Source organism: Streptomyces sp. NPDC048142, assembly GCF_043202835.1.
Taxonomy (GTDB): domain Bacteria; phylum Actinomycetota; class Actinomycetes; order Streptomycetales; family Streptomycetaceae; genus Streptomyces.
The window spans coordinates 25,526-43,914 of the sequence record NZ_JBIDBC010000029.1; the positions used below are offsets into that span (position 1 = coordinate 25,526).

General features: G+C 71.7%; 16 protein-coding genes. 2 read left to right on the forward strand and 14 right to left on the reverse strand.

The features are described from left to right. Positions 1 to 75: 75 nt before the first annotated feature. From pstS to mshD, 8 genes are all read right to left on the reverse strand, one after another. Positions 76 to 1,218 (reverse strand): phosphate ABC transporter substrate-binding protein PstS, encoded by a 1,143-nt coding sequence (pstS, locus tag ACGF2Y_RS28730; RefSeq protein WP_392953258.1) that lies wholly within the window; start codon positions 1,216 to 1,218, stop codon positions 76 to 78. A 386-nt stretch (positions 1,219 to 1,604) separates the two neighbouring features. Continuing rightward, positions 1,605 to 2,018: an NUDIX hydrolase gene (locus ACGF2Y_RS28735; protein WP_392953260.1), complete on the reverse strand. Its 414-nt coding sequence runs from the start codon at positions 2,016 to 2,018 to the stop codon at positions 1,605 to 1,607. Positions 2,019 to 2,191: 173 nt separating this feature from the next. Continuing rightward, positions 2,192 to 3,523, reverse strand: a complete 1,332-nt coding sequence (locus ACGF2Y_RS28740) for a CHAD domain-containing protein (RefSeq protein WP_392953262.1) — start codon at positions 3,521 to 3,523, stop codon at positions 2,192 to 2,194. After that, entirely contained in the window at positions 3,510 to 5,759 is a 2,250-nt protein-coding gene (locus ACGF2Y_RS28745; protein WP_392953265.1) for an RNA degradosome polyphosphate kinase, read from the reverse strand. Before ACGF2Y_RS28745 ends, ACGF2Y_RS28740 begins: the two co-directional genes overlap by 14 nt. Before the next feature lie 562 nt (positions 5,760 to 6,321). Beyond that, a complete protein-coding gene (locus ACGF2Y_RS28750) occupies positions 6,322 to 7,344 on the reverse strand; it encodes a hypothetical protein (RefSeq protein WP_392953268.1) in 1,023 nt (340 codons plus the stop codon). Beyond that, positions 7,341 to 8,258, reverse strand: a complete 918-nt coding sequence (locus ACGF2Y_RS28755) for an ABC transporter ATP-binding protein (RefSeq protein WP_392953271.1) — start codon at positions 8,256 to 8,258, stop codon at positions 7,341 to 7,343. Before ACGF2Y_RS28755 ends, ACGF2Y_RS28750 begins: the two co-directional genes overlap by 4 nt. Further along, positions 8,255 to 8,671 carry a GntR family transcriptional regulator gene (locus tag ACGF2Y_RS28760; RefSeq protein ID WP_392953273.1) on the reverse strand — a complete coding sequence of 139 codons (417 nt, stop codon included), beginning with the start codon at positions 8,669 to 8,671 and terminating at the stop codon, positions 8,255 to 8,257. The genes ACGF2Y_RS28755 and ACGF2Y_RS28760 overlap by 4 nt, the downstream gene beginning before the upstream one ends. A gap of 94 nt (positions 8,672 to 8,765) precedes the next feature. Then, complete coding sequence (mshD, locus tag ACGF2Y_RS28765) at positions 8,766 to 9,689, reverse strand: mycothiol synthase (protein WP_392953275.1); 924 nt, start codon at positions 9,687 to 9,689, stop codon at positions 8,766 to 8,768. Between the two features lie 498 nt (positions 9,690 to 10,187). On the opposite strand from mshD, the gene ACGF2Y_RS28770 reads away from it, so the two are divergent. Continuing rightward, the gene (locus ACGF2Y_RS28770; RefSeq protein ID WP_392953277.1) at positions 10,188 to 12,029 is read left to right on the forward strand and encodes a bifunctional metallophosphatase/5'-nucleotidase; all 1,842 of its coding nucleotides are present in this window, start codon (positions 10,188 to 10,190) and stop codon (positions 12,027 to 12,029) included. 230 nt (positions 12,030 to 12,259) lie between these two features. Further along, a complete protein-coding gene (locus ACGF2Y_RS28775) occupies positions 12,260 to 12,943 on the forward strand; it encodes a hypothetical protein (RefSeq protein WP_392953280.1) in 684 nt (227 codons plus the stop codon). Between the two features lie 119 nt (positions 12,944 to 13,062). Here ACGF2Y_RS28775 and ACGF2Y_RS28780 read toward each other — a convergent pair whose 3' ends face one another. The 6 genes from ACGF2Y_RS28780 to ACGF2Y_RS28805 all read right to left on the reverse strand — a co-directional run bounded on the left by ACGF2Y_RS28780 (position 13,063) and on the right by ACGF2Y_RS28805 (position 18,248). Beyond that, entirely contained in the window at positions 13,063 to 14,142 is a 1,080-nt protein-coding gene (locus tag ACGF2Y_RS28780) for a hypothetical protein (protein WP_392953281.1), read from the reverse strand. Positions 14,143 to 14,619: 477 nt separating this feature from the next. Then, positions 14,620 to 15,372 carry a hypothetical protein gene (locus ACGF2Y_RS28785; RefSeq protein WP_392953284.1) on the reverse strand — a complete coding sequence of 251 codons (753 nt, stop codon included), beginning with the start codon at positions 15,370 to 15,372 and terminating at the stop codon, positions 14,620 to 14,622. Between the two features lie 285 nt (positions 15,373 to 15,657). Further along, complete coding sequence (locus tag ACGF2Y_RS28790; RefSeq protein WP_392953287.1) at positions 15,658 to 16,254, reverse strand: hypothetical protein; 597 nt, start codon at positions 16,252 to 16,254, stop codon at positions 15,658 to 15,660. A 108-nt stretch (positions 16,255 to 16,362) separates the two neighbouring features. Next, the gene (locus ACGF2Y_RS28795) at positions 16,363 to 16,890 is read right to left on the reverse strand and encodes a hypothetical protein (protein ID WP_392953289.1); all 528 of its coding nucleotides are present in this window, start codon (positions 16,888 to 16,890) and stop codon (positions 16,363 to 16,365) included. A gap of 250 nt (positions 16,891 to 17,140) precedes the next feature. Next, entirely contained in the window at positions 17,141 to 17,737 is a 597-nt protein-coding gene (locus ACGF2Y_RS28800; RefSeq protein ID WP_392953292.1) for a hypothetical protein, read from the reverse strand. After that, positions 17,730 to 18,248 (reverse strand): SigE family RNA polymerase sigma factor, encoded by a 519-nt coding sequence (locus tag ACGF2Y_RS28805; RefSeq protein WP_392953294.1) that lies wholly within the window; start codon positions 18,246 to 18,248, stop codon positions 17,730 to 17,732. The genes ACGF2Y_RS28800 and ACGF2Y_RS28805 overlap by 8 nt, the downstream gene beginning before the upstream one ends. Positions 18,249 to 18,389: the final 141 nt, after the last annotated feature.

An 18,389-nucleotide genomic window follows, 5' to 3' on the forward strand; every position in this document is an offset into this window, starting at 1 on the left:
GAGCCGTACGGCTCCTGGCGGCGGTGCACCGGAAGGCGCGGCCGGCCCCCGGTCAGGGGGCCGGCCGCGGCCGGGTCAGGACAGGGTGGGGACGATCTCGCGGACCTTGGCCGCGATCTCGGCGGGCATCGGCGCGTAGTGCGCGTCGGTCAGGACCTTCTGGCCCGCGTCGCTGATCGCGTAGTTCAGGAACGCCTTGACGGAGGGCAGGGTCTCGGCCTTGTTGCCCTTGTCGCAGGCGATCTCGTACGTCACCAGGATGATCGGGTAGGCGCCCTCGGCCTTGGTCGCGTAGTCGAGCTCCAGGGCCACGTCGTTGCCGGTGCCCTTGACCTTGGCGGCGGCGATGGCCTTGGAGGCGTTCTCCGAGGTGGCCTCGACCGGGGCGCCGGAACCGGTGTCGATCTTGACGGTGGTCATGTCGCTGGCCGCGGCGTAGGAGAGTTCGAAGTAGCCGATGGCGCCGTTGATGTCCTTGACGCCGGAGGCGACGCCGGCCGAGCCGCTGGCCGCCTGGCCGCCCTTGGCCTCCCAGGACTTCGAGGAGGCGTCGTACTTCCAGTCGTCGGGGGCGGCGACGCTGAGGTACTTGTTCAGGTTCTGGGTCGTGCCGGACTCGTCGGAGCGGTGGAAGGCCTGGATCGGGGTGTCCGGCAGCTTCGCGTCCGGGTTGAGGTCGGCGATCGCCTTGTCGTTCCACTTGGTGATCTTCGTGTCGAAGATCTTGGCGAGGGTCGGGGCGTCGAGGACGAGCTCGTCCACACCGTCGAGCTTGAACCCGATGGCCACCGGACCGCCGACCATCGGCAGGTTGATGCCCTTGCCGCCGTCCGTGCAGATCTTCTGGGAGGCTGCGACCTCTTCGGGCTTCAGGGCGGAGTCGGAGCCCGCGAAGGCGACCTGGCCCTGGGTGAACTTGGTGATGCCGCCGCCCGAGCCGATGGGCTGGTAGTTGATCTCCACGCCGGCACAGGCGGCCTGGAACTCCTTGACCCAGATGTCCATGGCGTTCTTCTGCGCGCTGGAGCCGGCGGCCAGGACCTGACCCTTGGCGTCGTCGCACTTGACGTCCGAGGCGGCGGTCGTCTTCTTCCCGGTGTCGGCCGTTCCGCCGCTGGTGTTGTCATCCGAACCGCACGCCGTGAGGACCAGGGCGCCGGAGACGGCGAGGGCACCGAGCGCGGTTGCACGAAGCCGGTTCTTGCGCTGAAGCTTCACTTTCGGGTGTTCCTTCCAGGAGCCGCCGTGGTCAGTTCGTTCTACGACGGCGTGCGATGGGGAGGCGTGCTGTGGCTTGTCGCCGCGCACCTTGTACGTCCGAAATTAGGCAGAACAGGTGAAGCCGCCTACGGGAGAGAGTGAACGGAAGGTGAACCGTGTCGGGCAGGCGGGTGCGATCCGGCCCGGGGCGGCGGTCAGGACGCGGAGATCCGGGCGCTGATCAGGATGTGGATCGGGATATGGATCAGGGGGCGGACCGGGGCGCGGACCGGTCCGCTGATCAGGACGTGGACCAGGCGTGGATCAGGGCCTGGATCAGGACGTGATCAGGGCTTGGACCAGGCGTGGACCAGGACGTGACCAGGGCCCGGACCAGGCCTGGATCAGGGCGCGGCGAGGGTGTCCAGCAGGGCGGTCAGCTGCTGGAGGTCGCGGGGCTGGGTGAGCCGGACGCGGGCGGCGTCGGGGGTGAGCCACAGGATGCGGTCCACCTCGTCGTTGGCGGTGAAGGAGCCGCCCGTCGCCTCGGCCGCCCAGTAGGCGACCTCCTTGGGCCGGCCGTCCACCGGGTAGCGGGCGGTCGGCAGCCGGTCCCCCGGGGCGCAGTGGTGGCCGGTTTCCTCCAGTACTTCCCGTACGGCGGCGGCCCGCGGGTCCTCGCCGCGCTTCAGCTTGCCCTTGGGGAAGGACCAGTCGTCGTAGCGGGGCCGGTGGACCAGGCAGACCTCCACCCCGGTCCCGTCCGGGGTGCGGCGCCAGAGCACGCAGCCCGCGGCCAGGACGGTGCCGGCCCTCACGTGCTGTCTCCGGGACTCGCGAGGCGCGGGCCGCCGGCTTGAGGGCTCTGGATTCACGGGCTCCCGGCCTGCCGGCTCCCGGCTCACGGGTTCCCGACGCACAGGCTCCCGACGCACAGGCTCCCGGCTCACGGGTTCCCTGCTCACAGGCTCTCGGCTCACGGGTTTCCGGCTCATGGGGCGCTCAGGGCGGTGGCGTACGGCCAGGTCTCCCGGAATACCGCCCGCGCCGCCTCCACCTCGTGGCGCTGGTCCGCGTGGAGCACGCCCAGCGCGTACGCCGTGGCCGGCGCGATCCGGGGGGTGCGGGCCGCCGCTGCCGCCGCCCCGGCCGCCTCCACGGCGTCCCGGTGCAGGTCGAGGGCGTGCCCCGGCGCGGCGATGGCCGGGTCGGCGGCGCCGAGGACGACCTCGTGGGCGTACCGGTGCAGCCGCAGCAGCAGGCGGGCCTGGTGCCACGCCGCGTCCTGCGCCTCGTTGTACGGCTCGGTGTCGCCGGGCGGGAGGGCGGCCACCGCGGCGAGGAGGCGTTGCTCGGCGCGTTCGGCGGGCTCCAGGAGGGCCTCGGCGGTCCGGTCCGCCGAGCCGGGGGCCAGCGGGACGTCGGAGGCCAGCAGCGCGACGGCGTCGGCGACCGCGTGGAAGCGGGAGGAGCCGAGCGCCTGGAGGGCCGCGGAGTGGGACCGGGTCCGGGCGAGGGTGAGGCGGCGTTCCAGCAGCGCCCCGGCCCGCGCGGCCCCGACCCCGAGGGCGGCGCGGCCCTGGGCGTCGGAGGCGGCGCTCTCCCCGGCGGCCCTGGCGCCCCGGGCGGCGGGGAGGGTCGGTCCTGAGAGCTGGTGCAGGGTCTCCACGAGCCGGGTGAGGCGGTTGGCGTAGGCGTGTTCGCGGGCGAGGACGCCGGAGAGCCAGGCCAGTTCGGCGCGGAGCTGATCGGCCCAGAGCGGGTCGAGCGCGGCCCGGAAGGTGTGCAGGGAGCCGCTGATCCGGCGGGCCGCACGGCGCAGCGCGCGGGCGGCCGCCGCGGCGTCGTGGCCGCCGGATTCCGCGGGGGCGCTGTGCTCGTGGTGCAGGCGCAGGCTGCGCAGGAAGTCCGCGGCCTGCCCCCGGAGGTAGGGCGCGAGGACCGCCTCCGTGCTCAGGTCCCCGGCGGGATGGGATCCGGCGGGATGGTCCCCGGAGGGATGGGATCCGGCGGGGTGGGATCCGGTGAGGGCGTCCCGGAGGCGGGCCGCGCCCGTGGGATGGGCGAGGCGCTGCGTCCCGGCGGCGTCGGGGAGGCGCTGCGCCCCCGTGCTGTCGGGAACGCGTCCCGCCCCCGTGGCGCCCCCGTGGCGCCCCGCCCCCGTGCTGTCGGGAAGGCGCTGCGTTCCCGCCCCCGCCCCCGTGGGATGGGGGAGGCGTTCCGTCCCCGCCCCCGTGGCCCCGGTGGGCGGGGTGTCCGGAGTGGTGCCGGGGGCCGCGTCCGGGGCCGGCCGGGTCGTCGTCTGCTGGTCAGGGCGTCGCACGCCTGCGCCTCCGGGCGTCGATGAGCATTTCCTGGACGTGCCGCAGCGGCTGGCCGTCCGCGTCCGTGGCGTGCCGGGTCCAGTTGCCGTCGGGGCCCAGGTGCCAGGAGGAGGTGGTGTCGGCCATACCGGTCTCCAGGAGTCGGCTGAGTGCGGCGCGGTGGGCGGGGTCGGTGACCCGGACAAGGGCTTCGATCCGGCGGTCGAGGTTGCGGTGCATCATGTCGGCGCTGCCGAACCACACCTCGGGCTCGCCGCCGTTGCCGAAGGAGAAGACCCGGGAGTGTTCGAGGAAGCGGCCGAGCACGGAACGGACCCGGATGTTCTCGGAGAGCCCGGCGACTCCGGGGCGTATCGCGCAGATCCCGCGTACCCAGATGTCGACGGGCACGCCCGCCTGCGCCGCCCGGTAACAGGCGTCGATGATCGCTTCGTCGACCATCGAGTTGACCTTGAACCGTACGTAGGCGGGGCGGCCCGCGCGGTGGTGGGCGATCTCCTTGTTGATCCGGGCGATCAGCCCGTCGCGCAGGGACTTCGGGGCGACCAGGAGGCGGCGGTAGGTCTCGCGGCGGGAGTAGCCGGAGAGCCGGTTGAACAGGTCGGAGAGGTCCGCCCCGACCTGCGGGTCCGCCGTGAGCAGGCCGAGGTCCTCGTACAGCCGTGCCGTCTTGGGGTGGTAGTTGCCGGTGCCGACGTGGGAGTAGCGGCGCAGTGTGTCGCCCTCCTGGCGGACGACCAGCGAGAGCTTGCAGTGGGTCTTCAGCCCGACGAGTCCGTACACGACATGGCAGCCGGACTCCTCCAGCTTGCGGGCCCACTTGATGTTGGCCTGCTCGTCGAAGCGGGCCTTGATCTCGACGAGGACGAGGACCTGCTTGCCGGACTCGGCGGCGTCGATGAGGGCGTCCACTATCGGGGAGTCGCCGGAGGTGCGGTACAGGGTCTGCTTGATGGCCAGCACGTCCGGGTCGCCCGCCGCCTGTTCCAGGAACGCCTGGACGGAGGTGGAGAACGAGTCGTACGGGTGGTGGAGCAGGACGTCGCGTTCGCGCAGGGCGGCGAAGATGTCGGGCGCGGAGGCGGACTCCACCTCGGCCAGGTCCCGGTGGGTGCCCGCGATGAACTTGGGGAACTTCAGCTCCGGCCGGTCCAGCGAGGCGATGGCGAACAGCCCGGTCAGGTCGAGCGGTCCGGGCAGCGGGTAGACCTCCGCGTCGGACATCTTCAGCTCGCGCACCAGCAGATCGAGGACGTACGGGTCGATGGACTCCTCGACCTCCAGGCGGACCGGCGGACCGAACCGGCGGCGCATCAGCTCCTTCTCCAGGGCCTGGAGGAGGTTCTCCGTGTCGTCCTCCTCGACCTCCAGGTCCTCGTTCCTGGTGACCCGGAACATGTGGTGCGCCAGCACCTCCATGCCCGGGAACAGCTCCTCCAGGTGGGCCGCGATGACGTCCTCTATGGGCACGTACCGCTGGGGCGAGGCCTCCAGGAAGCGGGTCAGCAGCGGCGGGACCTTGACCCGGGCGAAGTGGCGGTGGCCGCTGACCGGGTTGCGGACGACGACGGCGAGGTTGAGCGAGAGCCCGGAGATGTACGGGAAGGGGTGCGCCGGGTCGACGGCCAGCGGGGTCAGGACGGGGAAGACGCGCTGCCGGAAGAAGGTGAACAGGCGGGCCTGCTCCTTCTCGGTCAGGTCCGGCCAGCGGATCAGCTGGATGCCCTCGTCGGACAGGTCCGGGGCGATGTCCTGCTGGTAGCAGGCGGCGTGCCGGGCCATGAGCTCGCGCGAGCGGGTCCAGATGAGGTCCAGGACCTCGCGGGGCTGGAGGCCGGAGGCGGAGCGGGTGGCGACGCCGGTGGCGATGCGGCGCTTGAGGCCGGCCACCCGGACCATGAAGAACTCGTCCAGGTTCGAGGCGAAGATGGCGAGGAAGTTAGCCCGTTCGAGGATGGGGGTGGCCGGGTCCTCGGCCAGTTCCAGGACCCGTTCGTTGAACGCGAGCCAGCTGCGTTCGCGGTCCAGGAAGCGGCCCTGGGGCAGCTCGTCGCCGTCCCGGTCGGGCTCGTAGGCGTCCGCGTCGGCGTCGAGGTCGGGATCCAGATCGGCCGCGGTGGAGAAGCCGGCCCCGTTGGACGCGGGGGTGGCGCGCGGCCGGTGCGTGGCGAGCGAGCCGACGGACGGCTGGGCTGCGGGCTGGAGCGGGACCTCGGAGCTGGGCTGCTGGCTCATGGGTCCATTGTTCCGCGTGGAGGGCTCCGCGGGCGCGTCGGAGCCGGGAAAGATCGCGGAAGGCCCGGCAAACCCCGGGTCACGGCCGGGGGAGCCGGCGGGGGAACCGGTGGACGCGTCCCCCCGCGCTCTCCCGTTGCGGCGGGGGGCGGGCACAGCTGGCTGCATCCCGTGAGCGTCGCAAGGGTGTCTGAATGGCCGGTAACGGCGACATGACATACAGGAAGCCGTGTGTCTGCGGATCGGGCGCGCGGTGACTGTACGTGACCGGCGCGGTGGGGCCGTCCCCGGGGTGGGTGTACGTGACCGGCGCGGTGGGGCCGCTCCGGGGGGCCTGTACGTGTCCGGCGCGGTGGGGCCGCTCCGGGGGGCCTGCACGTGTCCGGTGTGCTGGGGCCGCTCCCGGGGTGGCTCTGTACGTGTCCGGTGTGCTGGGGCCGCTCCCGGGGTGGCTCTGTACGTGTCCGGTGCGGTGGGGCCGTCCCGGGTGGCTCTGTACGTGTCCGGCGTCCGGGCCCACCCCCGCGGGGCCCGGACGCCGGCTTCCGCCGGACGTGTGCGGTCAGCCGTGGAGGCGGCGCAGGGTCCGGAAGGCGAGGAACACGGCGAGGGCGGCGAGGGCCAGCAGGATGCCGGTCTCGACGAGCTGGAGGGGCCAGTAGTGGGAGGCGGGGTGGTATTCGGCGAACTGCCGGTGGGCCCCCAGCTCGGCCAGGCAGTTCCGGGTGCGGTCGGAGGCCAGGCAGGTCTCGGCGGGGAGGCGTTCGCCCGCGTCCGTGAGGTAGCCGATGCCGATCGTCCAGCCGTTGTGGAGGGACTCCCGGTGTGAGAACACGCCGGATACCTCGCTCCGGGTGGCCCAGAGGCTGTCGCGGACGCTGTACAGCGCGACCGCCACCGCCCCGTACGTGAGCACGGTCAGCGCCATCGCGGGAACGGTGCGCCGCAGCCGGAGGCCGATGAGAGTGCCGAGGGCCAGGGCGAGCAGGACGTTGGCGACCGGGACCGTGCCGGACGCCGTGAAGCTGAACCACTCGTACCACGCGGCCGGGTACTCCGCTCCGGCCCGGGGCCGGGCCCACGCGAGGACGGCGGTCAGCACAAGGGTCCCCGAGGCGACCAGCACGGCCGGCGTGGCGAGGCGGGCGGTCAGCCACTGGACGGGCGACACGGACTGGGTCCAGGACAGCCGGAAGGTGCCGTTCTCCCACTCACGGGCGATCAGCGGGCCCGCCACGAAGGCTCCGACGACGGCGGGCAGGACGATCAGTACCAGGCTCGCGTAGTCGGGTATCCGGCTGAGTTCCAGCATGCTGTCGGCGTAATTGCGGGCCGGCTGGAAGCAGGAGCGTACGGAACCGTCCCTCGTGCAGCCACTGTTCGCGAAGTCCGCCACGAGGTAGTCGGCCCGCAGAGCCGCGGCGACCAGGACGACGACCGCGGCGGCGAGGAACGCCCCCGCGCCCCACAGGCTCCGCCGGTGCAGGCGCAGCAGCACCCGGACCGGCCCGCGCAGGCTGCCGGGGGCGGCGGTGGCAGGGGCGTCGGGGACGGCGGCGGCCTTCGGAGGCGTCAAGGTGCTCATGCGGACGCCACCGCCTCACGGGCCCCGCCGGGGACGGCACTCGCGCTCGGCGTGAGCAGCGGCGGGGCGTCCGGGGAGCGGAGGTGGGCGAGCAGCAGCTCCTCCAGGGACGGTTGTGTGACGGCCCAGGCGGCGGTGTCCACGGGGCCCTCCTTCCGTACGAGCGCGGTGAGCTGACGTCCCGTCGTGCGGGATTCGACGACGGTGTGCGGGGCCAGGTCGCGGGCCCGGCCGGTGAGCAGGGCGTGTGCGCCGACGATGTCGTCGCTCTCGCCGCCGAGCCGGACGCGCCCGCCGTCCACGAACAGCAGGAAGTCGCAGGCGCCCTCCAGCTCGGTGAGGATGTGCGAGGACATCACGATGGTGGTGCCGTGCTCGGCGTTCTCCGCCATCAGGACGCCCATCAGCTCGTGCCGGGCGAGGGGGTCGAGATCGGCCATCGGCTCGTCCAGCAGCATCAGTTCGGGCCGCTTGCCGAGCGCGACGGCCAGCGCGAGCCGGGTGCGCTGCCCGCCGGAGAGGGTGCGGACGCGGGCCTTGCGCGGCAGCGGTCCGGCGATCCGGCCGGCGGTGGCGGGATCCCAGCGCCCGGGGTTCAGCTCGGCTCCGGCCCACAGCGTGTCGGCGACGGTGAGCTGCGGGTACAGGGGCTTGTCCTGGGGGACGAACGCGATGCGGTCGCGTACGCCGGCGGGTTCGCCTGAGCCGAGGACGGCGAGGGTTCCGGTGCTGGGCCCGGCCAGTCCGGCCGCCAGGTTCAGCAGGGTCGACTTGCCCGCGCCGTTGGGCCCGACGAGGGCGCAGACGCGGCCGGCGGGCAGCCGGAACGAGCAGTCGTGCAGGGCGCGGTGGCCGCCGCCCCCGCGCCCGTAGGTCATTCCGAGGCCGTGTGCCTCGATCGCGGCGCCGGTCATCGTTCCTGGTCCCCCTTGTACGTGCTGTCCAGTACGGCGGTGAAGAGCGCGGCGGCGTCGTCCTTCTCCAGCCCGGCCGCCCGTGCCCGACGGGCCCAGTCGGCCAGTTCGGTGCGCAGCGGCGCGTCGGCGGCGGTCGCGTCGGCCGCGCCGCCCAGCGTCCTGCGGACGAAGGTGCCGAGCCCTCGGCGGGCCTCGACGAGGCCTTCGCGCTCCAGCTCCCGGTACGCCTTGAGGACGGTGTTCGGGTTGATCGCGGTGGCCTCGACGACCTCGCGGGCGGTCGGCAGCCGGTCGCCCGGTTCGAGTACGCCCAGGCGCAGGGCCTGCTTCGTCTGCTGGACGATCTGGAGGTAGGTGGCGACGCCGCTGCGCCGGTCGATGCGGAACTCGACCGCTGCGGATGCGCTCATGGACACCACCCTTTCACTAATTGAGTAGTGAAAGGGTGGTGCAAAGAAGGGGCGGCGTCAAGTGACGCCGCCCCACGCAGGTCTGACGGAGGGCTCAGGACTCCGTGCGGTACATCAGATCCACCTCATGGGTGGTGAAGCCCATCCGCTCGTACACCGTCACGGCCGCCGTGTTGTCCGCGTCCACGTAGAGCATCGCGGTGGGCAGTGCCTGGGCGGCCAGGTGACGCAGGCCGATCGAGGTCAGCGCCTTGCCGAGGCCGCCGCCCTGGGCCTCGGGCAGGACGCCGACCACGTACACCTCACCGAGCTGCTCCTCGGCGTGCACCTTCGTCCAGTGGAAGCCGACGATCTTCCCGTCCCGCTCGGCCAGGAAGAAGCCCTTCGGGTCGAACCAGGGCTCCGCCTTGCGGTCGTCCAGGTCCTGCTGGGTCAGTGACCCCTGCTCGGGGTGGTGAGCGAAAGCGGCGCGGTTGACGGAGAGCCAGGCGGCGTCGTCGCGGCCCGGCTCGAAGGTCCGTACGGTGACGCCCCCGGGCAGCACCGGCTCCGCGAGGTCGAGCGGGATCAGGCTCCGCCGGAGCTGGCGCAGTTCGCGGAAGAGGGAGAGGCCGAGGACCTGGGCCAGGTGGCGGGCCGCGGAGCTGCCGCCGTGCGCCCAGACCCGCAGCCGCTTGCCGGTCGCGGCGAGGAGGGCCGCGCCGAGCGCCCGGCCGTGCCCGCCGCCGCGCCGGTCGGGGTGGACGACCAGCTCGGCGGCCGGGGCCTCGACCGGGTCGGTGTCCTCCAGCTGCGCGTATCCGGCGAGCGTGCCGTCGACGGTGAGGAGGAAATGCCGTACGCCGTCGCGGTGTCCGCCCCGGATCCGGAGTCTGCCCTGCTCGGAGACCGCCTGCCGGCCGTCGGACCGGGCGGCGTCGGCGAGCAGGGCGAGGACGCCGTCGGCCTGGCCGGAGTCGAGTGCGTCGAGGGTCTGGACCTCACGTCCGGGAGCGGGGAGGGGTGCGTCAGTCGTCATGCCTCCGAGCGTACGGCGAGGGGTGCGCCCGGCGGTGGCGTGGTGGCGCGGCGGCGCTGTGGTGTGCCGGGACCGGGCAGGGGTGAGGGGTGGGGGGCGGGGCGAGGAGTGAGGGGCGAGGGGGTGCGGGTGGTGCAGGTAGTCGGGCAGCGCGGGTTGGGCAGGCAGCGCAGGCCGGTCCGGCAGCGCAGGCCGGTGTGGCGGCGCGGGTCGGTCCGGCTGCATCCCTGCTGCGCGAACTCCCGCCGCAGTTCCGTCGCGTACGGGCACGGGCTTCCCGCGCCGATGCAAGCCGTGACGCTTCTGCCCGGATATGTGAGCCATCCGCGTGACACGAGCGCTTGTGGGACGTTTCCGGCGAGCCATTTGGCCGGATGGCAACCAGTCCGTAACCCCGAACACCTGTTGCGCTACGCGCGTTGACTCTAGGCTGCGGCACGCAGGATTCCAGACGTGACACCAGCGACATGACTGGCACCACTGAACACAAGGGGACCGATGTCAGCGACTCCGCAGAAGAACCGTGCGACACGGCGGGTGATCGCCGCCGCGGCCGGTCTGGCCACCGTGGGCGCGCTCATCGCCGCGATGCCGGCCGGCGCCCATGACCGGGGCAACGGCCACGGGCATGGACACGGGAACGGCCACGGCCACGGGTACGGCAACAAGTCCCGTACGGTCGACGTGCAGTTGCTGTCGTTCAACGATCTGCACGGCAACCTGGAGCCCCCGTCCGGTTCCGCCGGCACGGTCAAGAAGACGCACGCGGACGGCACGGTCGAGGCGATCCCGGCCGGTGGCGTCGAGTACCTGGCGACCTCGCTGCGCAACGCGCGCAAGGGCAACCGGTACTCCGTCACGGCGGCCGGCGGCGACATGGTCGGCGCGAGCCCGCTGCTGTCGGGTCTCTTCCACGACGAGCCGACGATCGAGGCGCTCAACAAGCTCGACCTCGACGTCACGGCGGTCGGCAACCACGAGTTCGACGAGGGCGCGACCGAGCTGGCCCGCCTCCAGAACGGTGGCTGCCACCCGGTCGACGGCTGCTACGAGGAGGGCAGGAAGTTCGAGGGAGCGGACTTCCCCTACCTCGCGGCCAACGTGACCGAGGACAGGACCGGCAAGCCGCTGCTGAAGCCGTACACGGTCTGGAAGAAGAAGGGCGTCAAGATCGGTTTCATCGGGGTGACCCTGGAGGGCACCGCGGACATCGTCACCGCGAACGGCGTCAAGGGCCTCACGTTCCACGACGAGGTCGAGACGATCAACAAGTACGCCAGGGAACTGGACCGCAAGGGCGTCAAGTCCATCGTCGCGCTGATCCATGAGGGCGGGGCCCCGGCCTCCACCTCGTACAACTACGACTGCGACAGCCCCGGCGCGGGCGACGGCATCTCCGGCCCGATCGTCGACATAGCCAAGGGCATCACGCCGAAGGTGGACGCCCTGGTCACGGGCCACACCCACCAGGCGTACGTGTGCACCGTCCCGGACCCGTCGGGCAAGCCGCGCATGGTCACCTCGGCCTCGTCGTTCGGCAAGCTGTACACGGACACCACGCTCACCTACGACCGCCGCACCAAGGACATCGTCCGTACGTCGGTGAAGTCCGCGAACCACGTCGTGACCCGGGACCAGCCCAAGGCCACCGACATGACGCGCCTGATCGACCGCTGGAACAGGCTGGCCGCTCCGGTCGCGAGCAGGCCGCAGGGCTGGATCAGCACCGACATCAACGGCCGCGGCTCCACGGCCCCCGAGAAGCCGCTCGGCAACGTCATCGCCGACGCCCAGCTCGAAGGCCTCGCCCCTGCCGACAAGGGCGGCGCCGAAGTCGCGTTCATGAACCCGGGCGGCATCCGCGCGGACCTGGTCCACAAGGCGTCCGGCAGTGAGGGCGACGGGGTCGTCACCTACGGCGAGGCGTTCACCGTGCAGCCGTTCACCAACATGATGAACGTCGTCGACCTGACCGGCGCCCAGCTGGTCACCGCCCTCCAGCAGCAGGTCAGCGGCCGCAACGAGGACAGCCCGAAGATCCTCCAGGTCTCCCAGGGCTTCACCTACACCCTCGACCTGACGAAGAGCGGCGCGGACCGCGTGGTCGCCGACACCATCGAGCTGAACGGCGAGGCGATCGACCCGTCGCGCACCTACCGTGTCGCGATGAACGAGTTCCTCGCGGGCGGCGGCGACGGCTTCGCGGTCTTCGGCGAGGGCACGAACAAGCTGGTCGGCGCGTCCGACCTGGACCTGTTCAACGCCTACCTGGCGGCCCACTCGACGGCCGCCGCCCCGCTGGCCCCGCCGGCGACGGACCGGATCACGGTCATCCAGTAGCAGTCGTAGTCGCAGGAGCAGTCGCTTCGCGTGTCACTGCGTGTACGGGGGGAGGGGCGGCGGGCCGGCGGGCCTGCCGCCCCTCCCTCATTTCCCCATGGGCTTCCCGAAAGCTCCCCGAAGCCCTATCGACTCGAAGCCCCATCCATTCCCGAAGTCCTGTCGGCTCCTGAAGTAGGGAGCCGGATGCCGGACACACCGTCTTCCCAGCCCCTTGAGGAGCACGTCGGGTGAGCAACGTACTGACGATGAACGGCGTCCGGCGAAGGGGCAAGGACGACGCCTCGACGGCGATCGAGAACTCGGTCGCCTGCTCCGACGGATCGGGACCGGCCCGCGTGCTCGCGTACGTCGAGCGCGAACTGCCGCCGGGGGGCGGCATACCCGCCTACCTCGCGGCCCGCAGGAGCGGCGCCCGCGCCTTCGTCCTGTGGGCCGACGAGCATCGCCGGGAGCGGGTGGCCACCGTGGTGACCCGGTCGGCCACCGGCGGTGTCGCGACCTTCGATGTGCTCGGCGCGCACGGCGAGCACATCGGCACGGTCGTGCGTGAGAAGGCGCTCCGGGGCAGGGGGCTGCGCACCCGCTGGACCGTGACGCGGCCCGGCGGCCCGGCAGCGGTGGGCTTCAAGGGCCGGATCGTGTGGTGGTGGGTGTGGTGGCTCTGCCTGCCCCTGATGGTGGTGGTCCTGGTGCTCTCCGTCTTCGACGGTGTCGCCGGCAACGAGGGCGGTGTCGCGCGGGCCCCCCGGCGCATCAGGTGGCGCGCGGGCGGCCGGATGCCGCTGGAGTTCAGGTCCGGCGGCGACAAGCTGCATCTGCACGCACCGGAACTGGACTGGCGGCTCGGGGCGGCCCTGGTCGCTCTGGTGCGCAGCTTCAGCGCAGTCAGGTGGGACGCCGCGAAGAAGTGACCGGCCGCCTAGCCCCGGCGCGGTCATGAGGCGGCGGGTGCGGCAGCAGCAGCGGCAGGCAGGGACCGCACCTTCGTAGAGGGCCGCCAGGTGTGCGGGCCGGGGCTGGTGTCGACGCTTCATGCTGCGGTGCGGATGTTGTCGGTTGGGTGTTGGGGGTGGGTGCGGGTTTCGCGGCAGGTGCGGCAGTGGCCGGGAGTGGGGGAGCGGAAGGCGCGGTCGCAGTCGTCGCAGGTTTGGAAGGGAGTGACGGTGATGCGGGGGCGGGTGGGGGCGGTGAGGTCGTCGGTGTTGGGGAGTGGTGGGGGCAGGAGTGCGGTGAGTCGGTGTTTGAGGAGTTTGGCGGGGTGTCTGAGGGGGTGGGGTGGGTCGGTGGTGAGGGTGTGGCGGATGGTGTCGGGGTGGGCGGCGCGTTCGAGCCAGGCGGCGACTGCGGGGGTGAGTTGGTGGATGTCGTTTTCGGAGAGGGTGAATTGTGGTGTGTGGCGGCGTAGGTCGCTGAGGAGTGCGGTGGCTGCGCGGTTGAGTTCCGGGGTGGGTTGGCTGGGTTGGGGGAGCGGTCGGGGCGGGGGTTTGGGTGCGGTCGGGGGCGGTACGAGCGGTAGCGGTACGGGGGGTGGGGCTGGTGGCAGCGGGGGCGGTGCGGGCAGGGGTGCGGGCGTTTCCGGTGCGGGCGGCCTCGGCGGTCCGGGCGGCTCGGGCGTCGGGTCCGGTGCGGGCGGCTCGGGCGCCTGTGCCTGGGCTTGTGCCTGAGTCTGTGCCTGGCCTTGTGCCTGGGCCTGGTTGGGTGTTGGGGGTTGTTGGGTGGCCGCCGTGCGGCGGGGGTGCAGCAGGGCGGTGGGCTGGTTGCAGAAGACCGTGCGGGTGGTGATCCGGCCGTTGGGCAGCCGGTCGCGGATGCGTTGCAGGTAGCCGAAGGCTTCCAGTTCGCGCAGGGCGGTGGCGATGCGCTTCTCGCCTTCCCGGCAGCGGGCGGCGAGGGCTTTGATGCCGATCCCGGTTCCTGTGGGCAGGGACTGGATGCGTACGGCGATGCCGACGGCGGTGCAGCTGAGGTCGGGGTGCTGGGCGAGGTGGTTGCCGACGACGGTGAAGCGGGTGGTGTGCGGGATCTCGATGTGGATCACGCCTCGGGCCGGGAGGGGCCCGGGAATCTCTGCGAGGGCGCGGGTGAGCGCAGTATTCTGCTGGGTATCCATCGGGAAGCTGTCTCTTCCTTGGTGGTCAGGCCCTCGGTTGGGATTGCAGTCCCGGTCGGGGGCCGACGTATGTCCGGTGTGGTCTGGCGTGAGCATATGCCGGGCAACCGGGCCAAAAGCGAGCTGAGTTGGCAAACCTCACCCATGTGGGTGACGGCGCACGCGAGCGCCCCCGGGGTGCGTCAGGTGGCTGCCGGGGGTGGGGTTGGGTGGGGTTATTTCTCTTGTTTCTTTAGTAGTTGATGTCGCGCTTCACCGGGTCGCGGTCGGGAACGACCCGGTCGGCGGTGTACTGGGTCGTACCGGGTCGCACCGGCTCACGACCCGGCGGGACACGTGGCCCGCACGTGAGGCGCGGGACCGCCGGAGCCCGGCCGGCCCCGGAGGCGGGGGGGGGCACGGGCGGTGCGGGCTCCGTGCGGTTCCATCGCGTACGCCTCCGGGACACCGACCCCCCTTGCGGAGGTCCGAGGCAGGTCAGGGCCGGTACAGCGACGTCAGGCCGGTCACCTGGCCCGCGCCGTCGAATACCAGGTCGTACCCGACGCCGTCGGAGAGTGCGGGGTCGAGCCGGTTGATCAGGGTGACCAGCTCGGCGGGGGAGTACCCGAGCAGCTCGGCGCGGCTGGTGCCGGCCACCTGGTCGCGGACCGGGATCGCCAGCAGTACCCGGCCGTTCTCGGCCATGGGCACCGTCGTGAAGGAACCCGTGCCCGGGGTGATCTCCCAGGTGTCGAACCGGGTGTTGATCTTCTTCTGGGCGGGCCGCACGGACAGGTAGGTGCGCCCGTCGCTGCTCCAGGCCCTGCTGATGTTCACGAACTGCTCGGTGCCGGCGAAGGGGGCCTTGGCGGCCGTCTCCGAGGTGTCCTTGGAGCCTGCCGGGGTGTCCTTGGAATCTGCCGGGGGCCTCGGAGCGGAAGACGGGGAGGCGGCCTTGGCGGACTCCCTGTCGGCGTCCGTCCGGAAGCCCGTCCTGTCGGCCTGCGAGGGAGATGCGGTCTGCTGCTTGCCGCTCGTGGCGGGAGGAGCGGCCTTGTCGCCGTCCTCGGACCGGGCGCCGTCCGTTGCGTCCGTCGTGTCGTCGGCCGTGGTGGAGGCAACCGGCTTGGCGGCCGTGGAGGGGGCAGTGTGGTCTGCGGAATTCTGGCCGCAACCGGTCAGAGCGAGCGTGCTGAGAGCGATAGCGGCGAGCCAGCCCTTGGCGGAGTGACGGCGGGAAGCGTTCATTGTCAACTGCTCCTATTGATCAGCGTGTTTGGGTTACACACTCTCTACGCCCCACACCGCCCCCCGGGTTGCACCCGGATCAGATTATTTTTCTCTTCGAGTTTCACGAGCGCGCTGCCCCCGAAACGAGGAAGATCCCGACAGTCGGGAAGACTGACGGGATCTCGACAACCAGTTCCGCTAGTTCCGCCAGTTCCGCGCGAGCGTGCTGGAGGGTTGTCGTCGATGCTCTGTGTTGAAGCATCTTCTGCCAGGTCAGGCGCTCACTTGACGGTCAGTCAGTGATCAGTCAGTGGTCAGCCAGTGGGCTTCCCGCAGCGACTGAACCCGGCCCTCACTGTCGTAATCGAGGGCGAACACCCACTGTGGACCCGCGCGCAGCCGGTCCACCAATTCACCCACCCGCATGTCCCTCGCCTCACCGCCTGCCACATGCTCGACTTCGACCGGAGTTTCCGGTTTCAGGGTCATTTTGTGGACCACTCCAGTGGGAATGGCGGCACCATTTCCGGCGCGAACCTGCGCCACGGTGACCTGGACCATGTTTTCCTTCAACGACACCGCGTGGTAAACGAAACCGAGTTCGCTGGCGTATTCCTCCCCGGGTGCGGGTGTCGGGGTCACGAACAGGGAGACGCTCGCTGCTGCCGTCGGCTTCGCGGCGGACGGTACCGCCTCCGGTCCGAGCCGGGTCGCCGACAGGACCCCCACGGCCAGGGCCGCCGCCATCACCACGCCGCCCGAGGCCCGAGCCGCCCGCTTACGCCGCCGACGCCGGTCCCCGCGCGTCCGGACCTGCTCCGCGACCAGCGGCGCGGCGTACCGCTGCCCCGACGCGGCGAGGTCGGCGAGCCGGCTCTCCAGGCCGCTCTCATCGGCCATGCCCCACCTCCGCTGCGGTCCTCGGCAGATCCCGGCGTACGCGGGGTACGCGCCGTACGCCGCATACCCCGGGCACCCGGCTCACCCCGCGTGCCCGGCTCGCCCGGCTCACGGCTTGTACAGCGACTGCAACTTGGTGACCTGGCCCTCTCCGTCGAAGCTCAGGTCGAACCCGGTGTCCTCGCGGATCCGGGACTCCAGCTGCGTCAGCAGGGTGACGAACTCGGCCTGCGTGGTCGACACGGGTTCACCGCGCCCGGCCTCCGGGGCGTCGTCGCCGCGGAGCGGCACGGTCAGCAGCACCCGGGCGTCCTTCGCCATGGTCACCGTGACGAATTCACCCGTGCCGGGGACGATCTGCCAGGTGTCGAACTGGGTGTTCACCTTCTTCTCGGCGGACCGCATCGACACCTTGGTCAGTCCGTCCTCGGTCCAGGCCTTGTCGATCGTCACGAACTGCTTGGTACCGGCGAAAGGGCTTGCGGCCGATTCGGCGGCCGGTGCGGAGGCCGTCGCTCCCACGGGGGCGGGATCCGCGGGGCCCTCGGTCGCCCCGCCGCAGCCGGTCAGGACAAGGGCGCCGAAGGCGACGACGGTGAGCAGGCGCAACGGGGCCTGGCGGCGTGAGGTGTGCATGGTCAACGTTCTCCTGGAAACCGGTGCGGGCGGGGTACACGGTCTCTACGCCCCACACCGCCCGCCGGGTTGCATCCGGCCGGAAGAAATCTTCAACCAGGGCTGAAACAGTCGCTGATACCGGTGCCGACCGGCGCTGGTACCTGCGCTGACACAAGTGCCGATACCGGCGCTGATGCAGGTGCCGATACCGGCGCTGGTACCTGCGCTGATGCAGGCGCCGAACGCCGCCGGCCGGGCCGGGACGACGTCACTCCACGGACAGCCAGTGCGCTTCCCGCAGCGACTGAACCCGGCCCTCACCGTCGTAATCGAGGGCGAACACCCACTGCGGTCCGGCCCGCAGCCGGCCCACGACATCCTCCAGCCGCAGGTCCTCCGGCTTCCCCCCGGAGAGGTGCTCCACCTCGACCGGGGTCACCGCGGGCAGGGTCAGACTGTGCACGACGCCGGTGGGGACGCCCGTCCCCTTCTCGTCACGGAGCTGCTGGACGGTGACCCGGACCCTGCCGCCGTCGAGCGCCACCGCGTCGTAGACGTAGCCGAGTTCGCTGGCGTACTCCTCCCCCGGCGCCGGCGTCGGGGCCACGAAGAGTGGAGCGGTCGCGGACGGGTTCGGATCTGCGGCGGTCTCCGCCGGATCCGGCCCGGGGCGGAGCAACGACAGACCCCCCACGATCACAGCGGCGGCCAGCAGCACACCGCCCGAGGCCCGAGCCGCCTGCTTGCGCCGCCGGCGCCGGTCCCCGCGCGCCCGGATCTGCTCGGCGGCCAGCGGCACGGCAGCCTGCCGGCCCCCGGTGGCAAGGTCGGCGAGCCGCTCGTCCAAGCTGGTCTCTTCAGCCACGCTCCACCTCCGAAACCCGGCCCGCGCGCGGATCCAGCTCAGTATCGGCCAGAATCTTCGCCAGCGCAGCCCGCCCCCGGCTCAGCTGCGCCTTGACCGTACCGACCGGAGAGCCGGTCTCCTCGGCGACCTGCTTCACTTCGAGGTCGCACAGGTGGTGGAGCACGATGACCCGCCGCTGCGCCGCGGGTATCTGCTTCAACGCCGCGACCAGCAGCACGTGGTGATCGTCCGGCGGCGGAACGTTGGGGGGCGGCCCCTGCCGCTTAGCGAAGGTGAGAGAGGTACGCACCCGCCGCCACCGGCTGACCGCCAGCCGGTAGGCCACCGTACGCACCCACGCCTCGGGCGCCCCGTCCTTGTCCAGCGCGGTCCGGCGCTCCCAGGCCCGCACGAAGGCCTCCTGGACGACGTCCTGCGCCTCGGCACGGTCGCCGATCATGGCGTACAGCTGGCCGATGAGCCGCCCCACGCTCCCGGCGTAAAAGGCGTCGAACGCCTGCTCGTCCATCCCCACCTGGTCTTTGGAAGCCGCACACATGTTGAGTCGTGCGAACACTGCCACCCGGCACGCATACGACGCAAGGATCGGCGTGAAGGATGTGCAGATCAGACGTGGCGCGGCCCGCGTCCACCACCGTGGCGTCCTCGA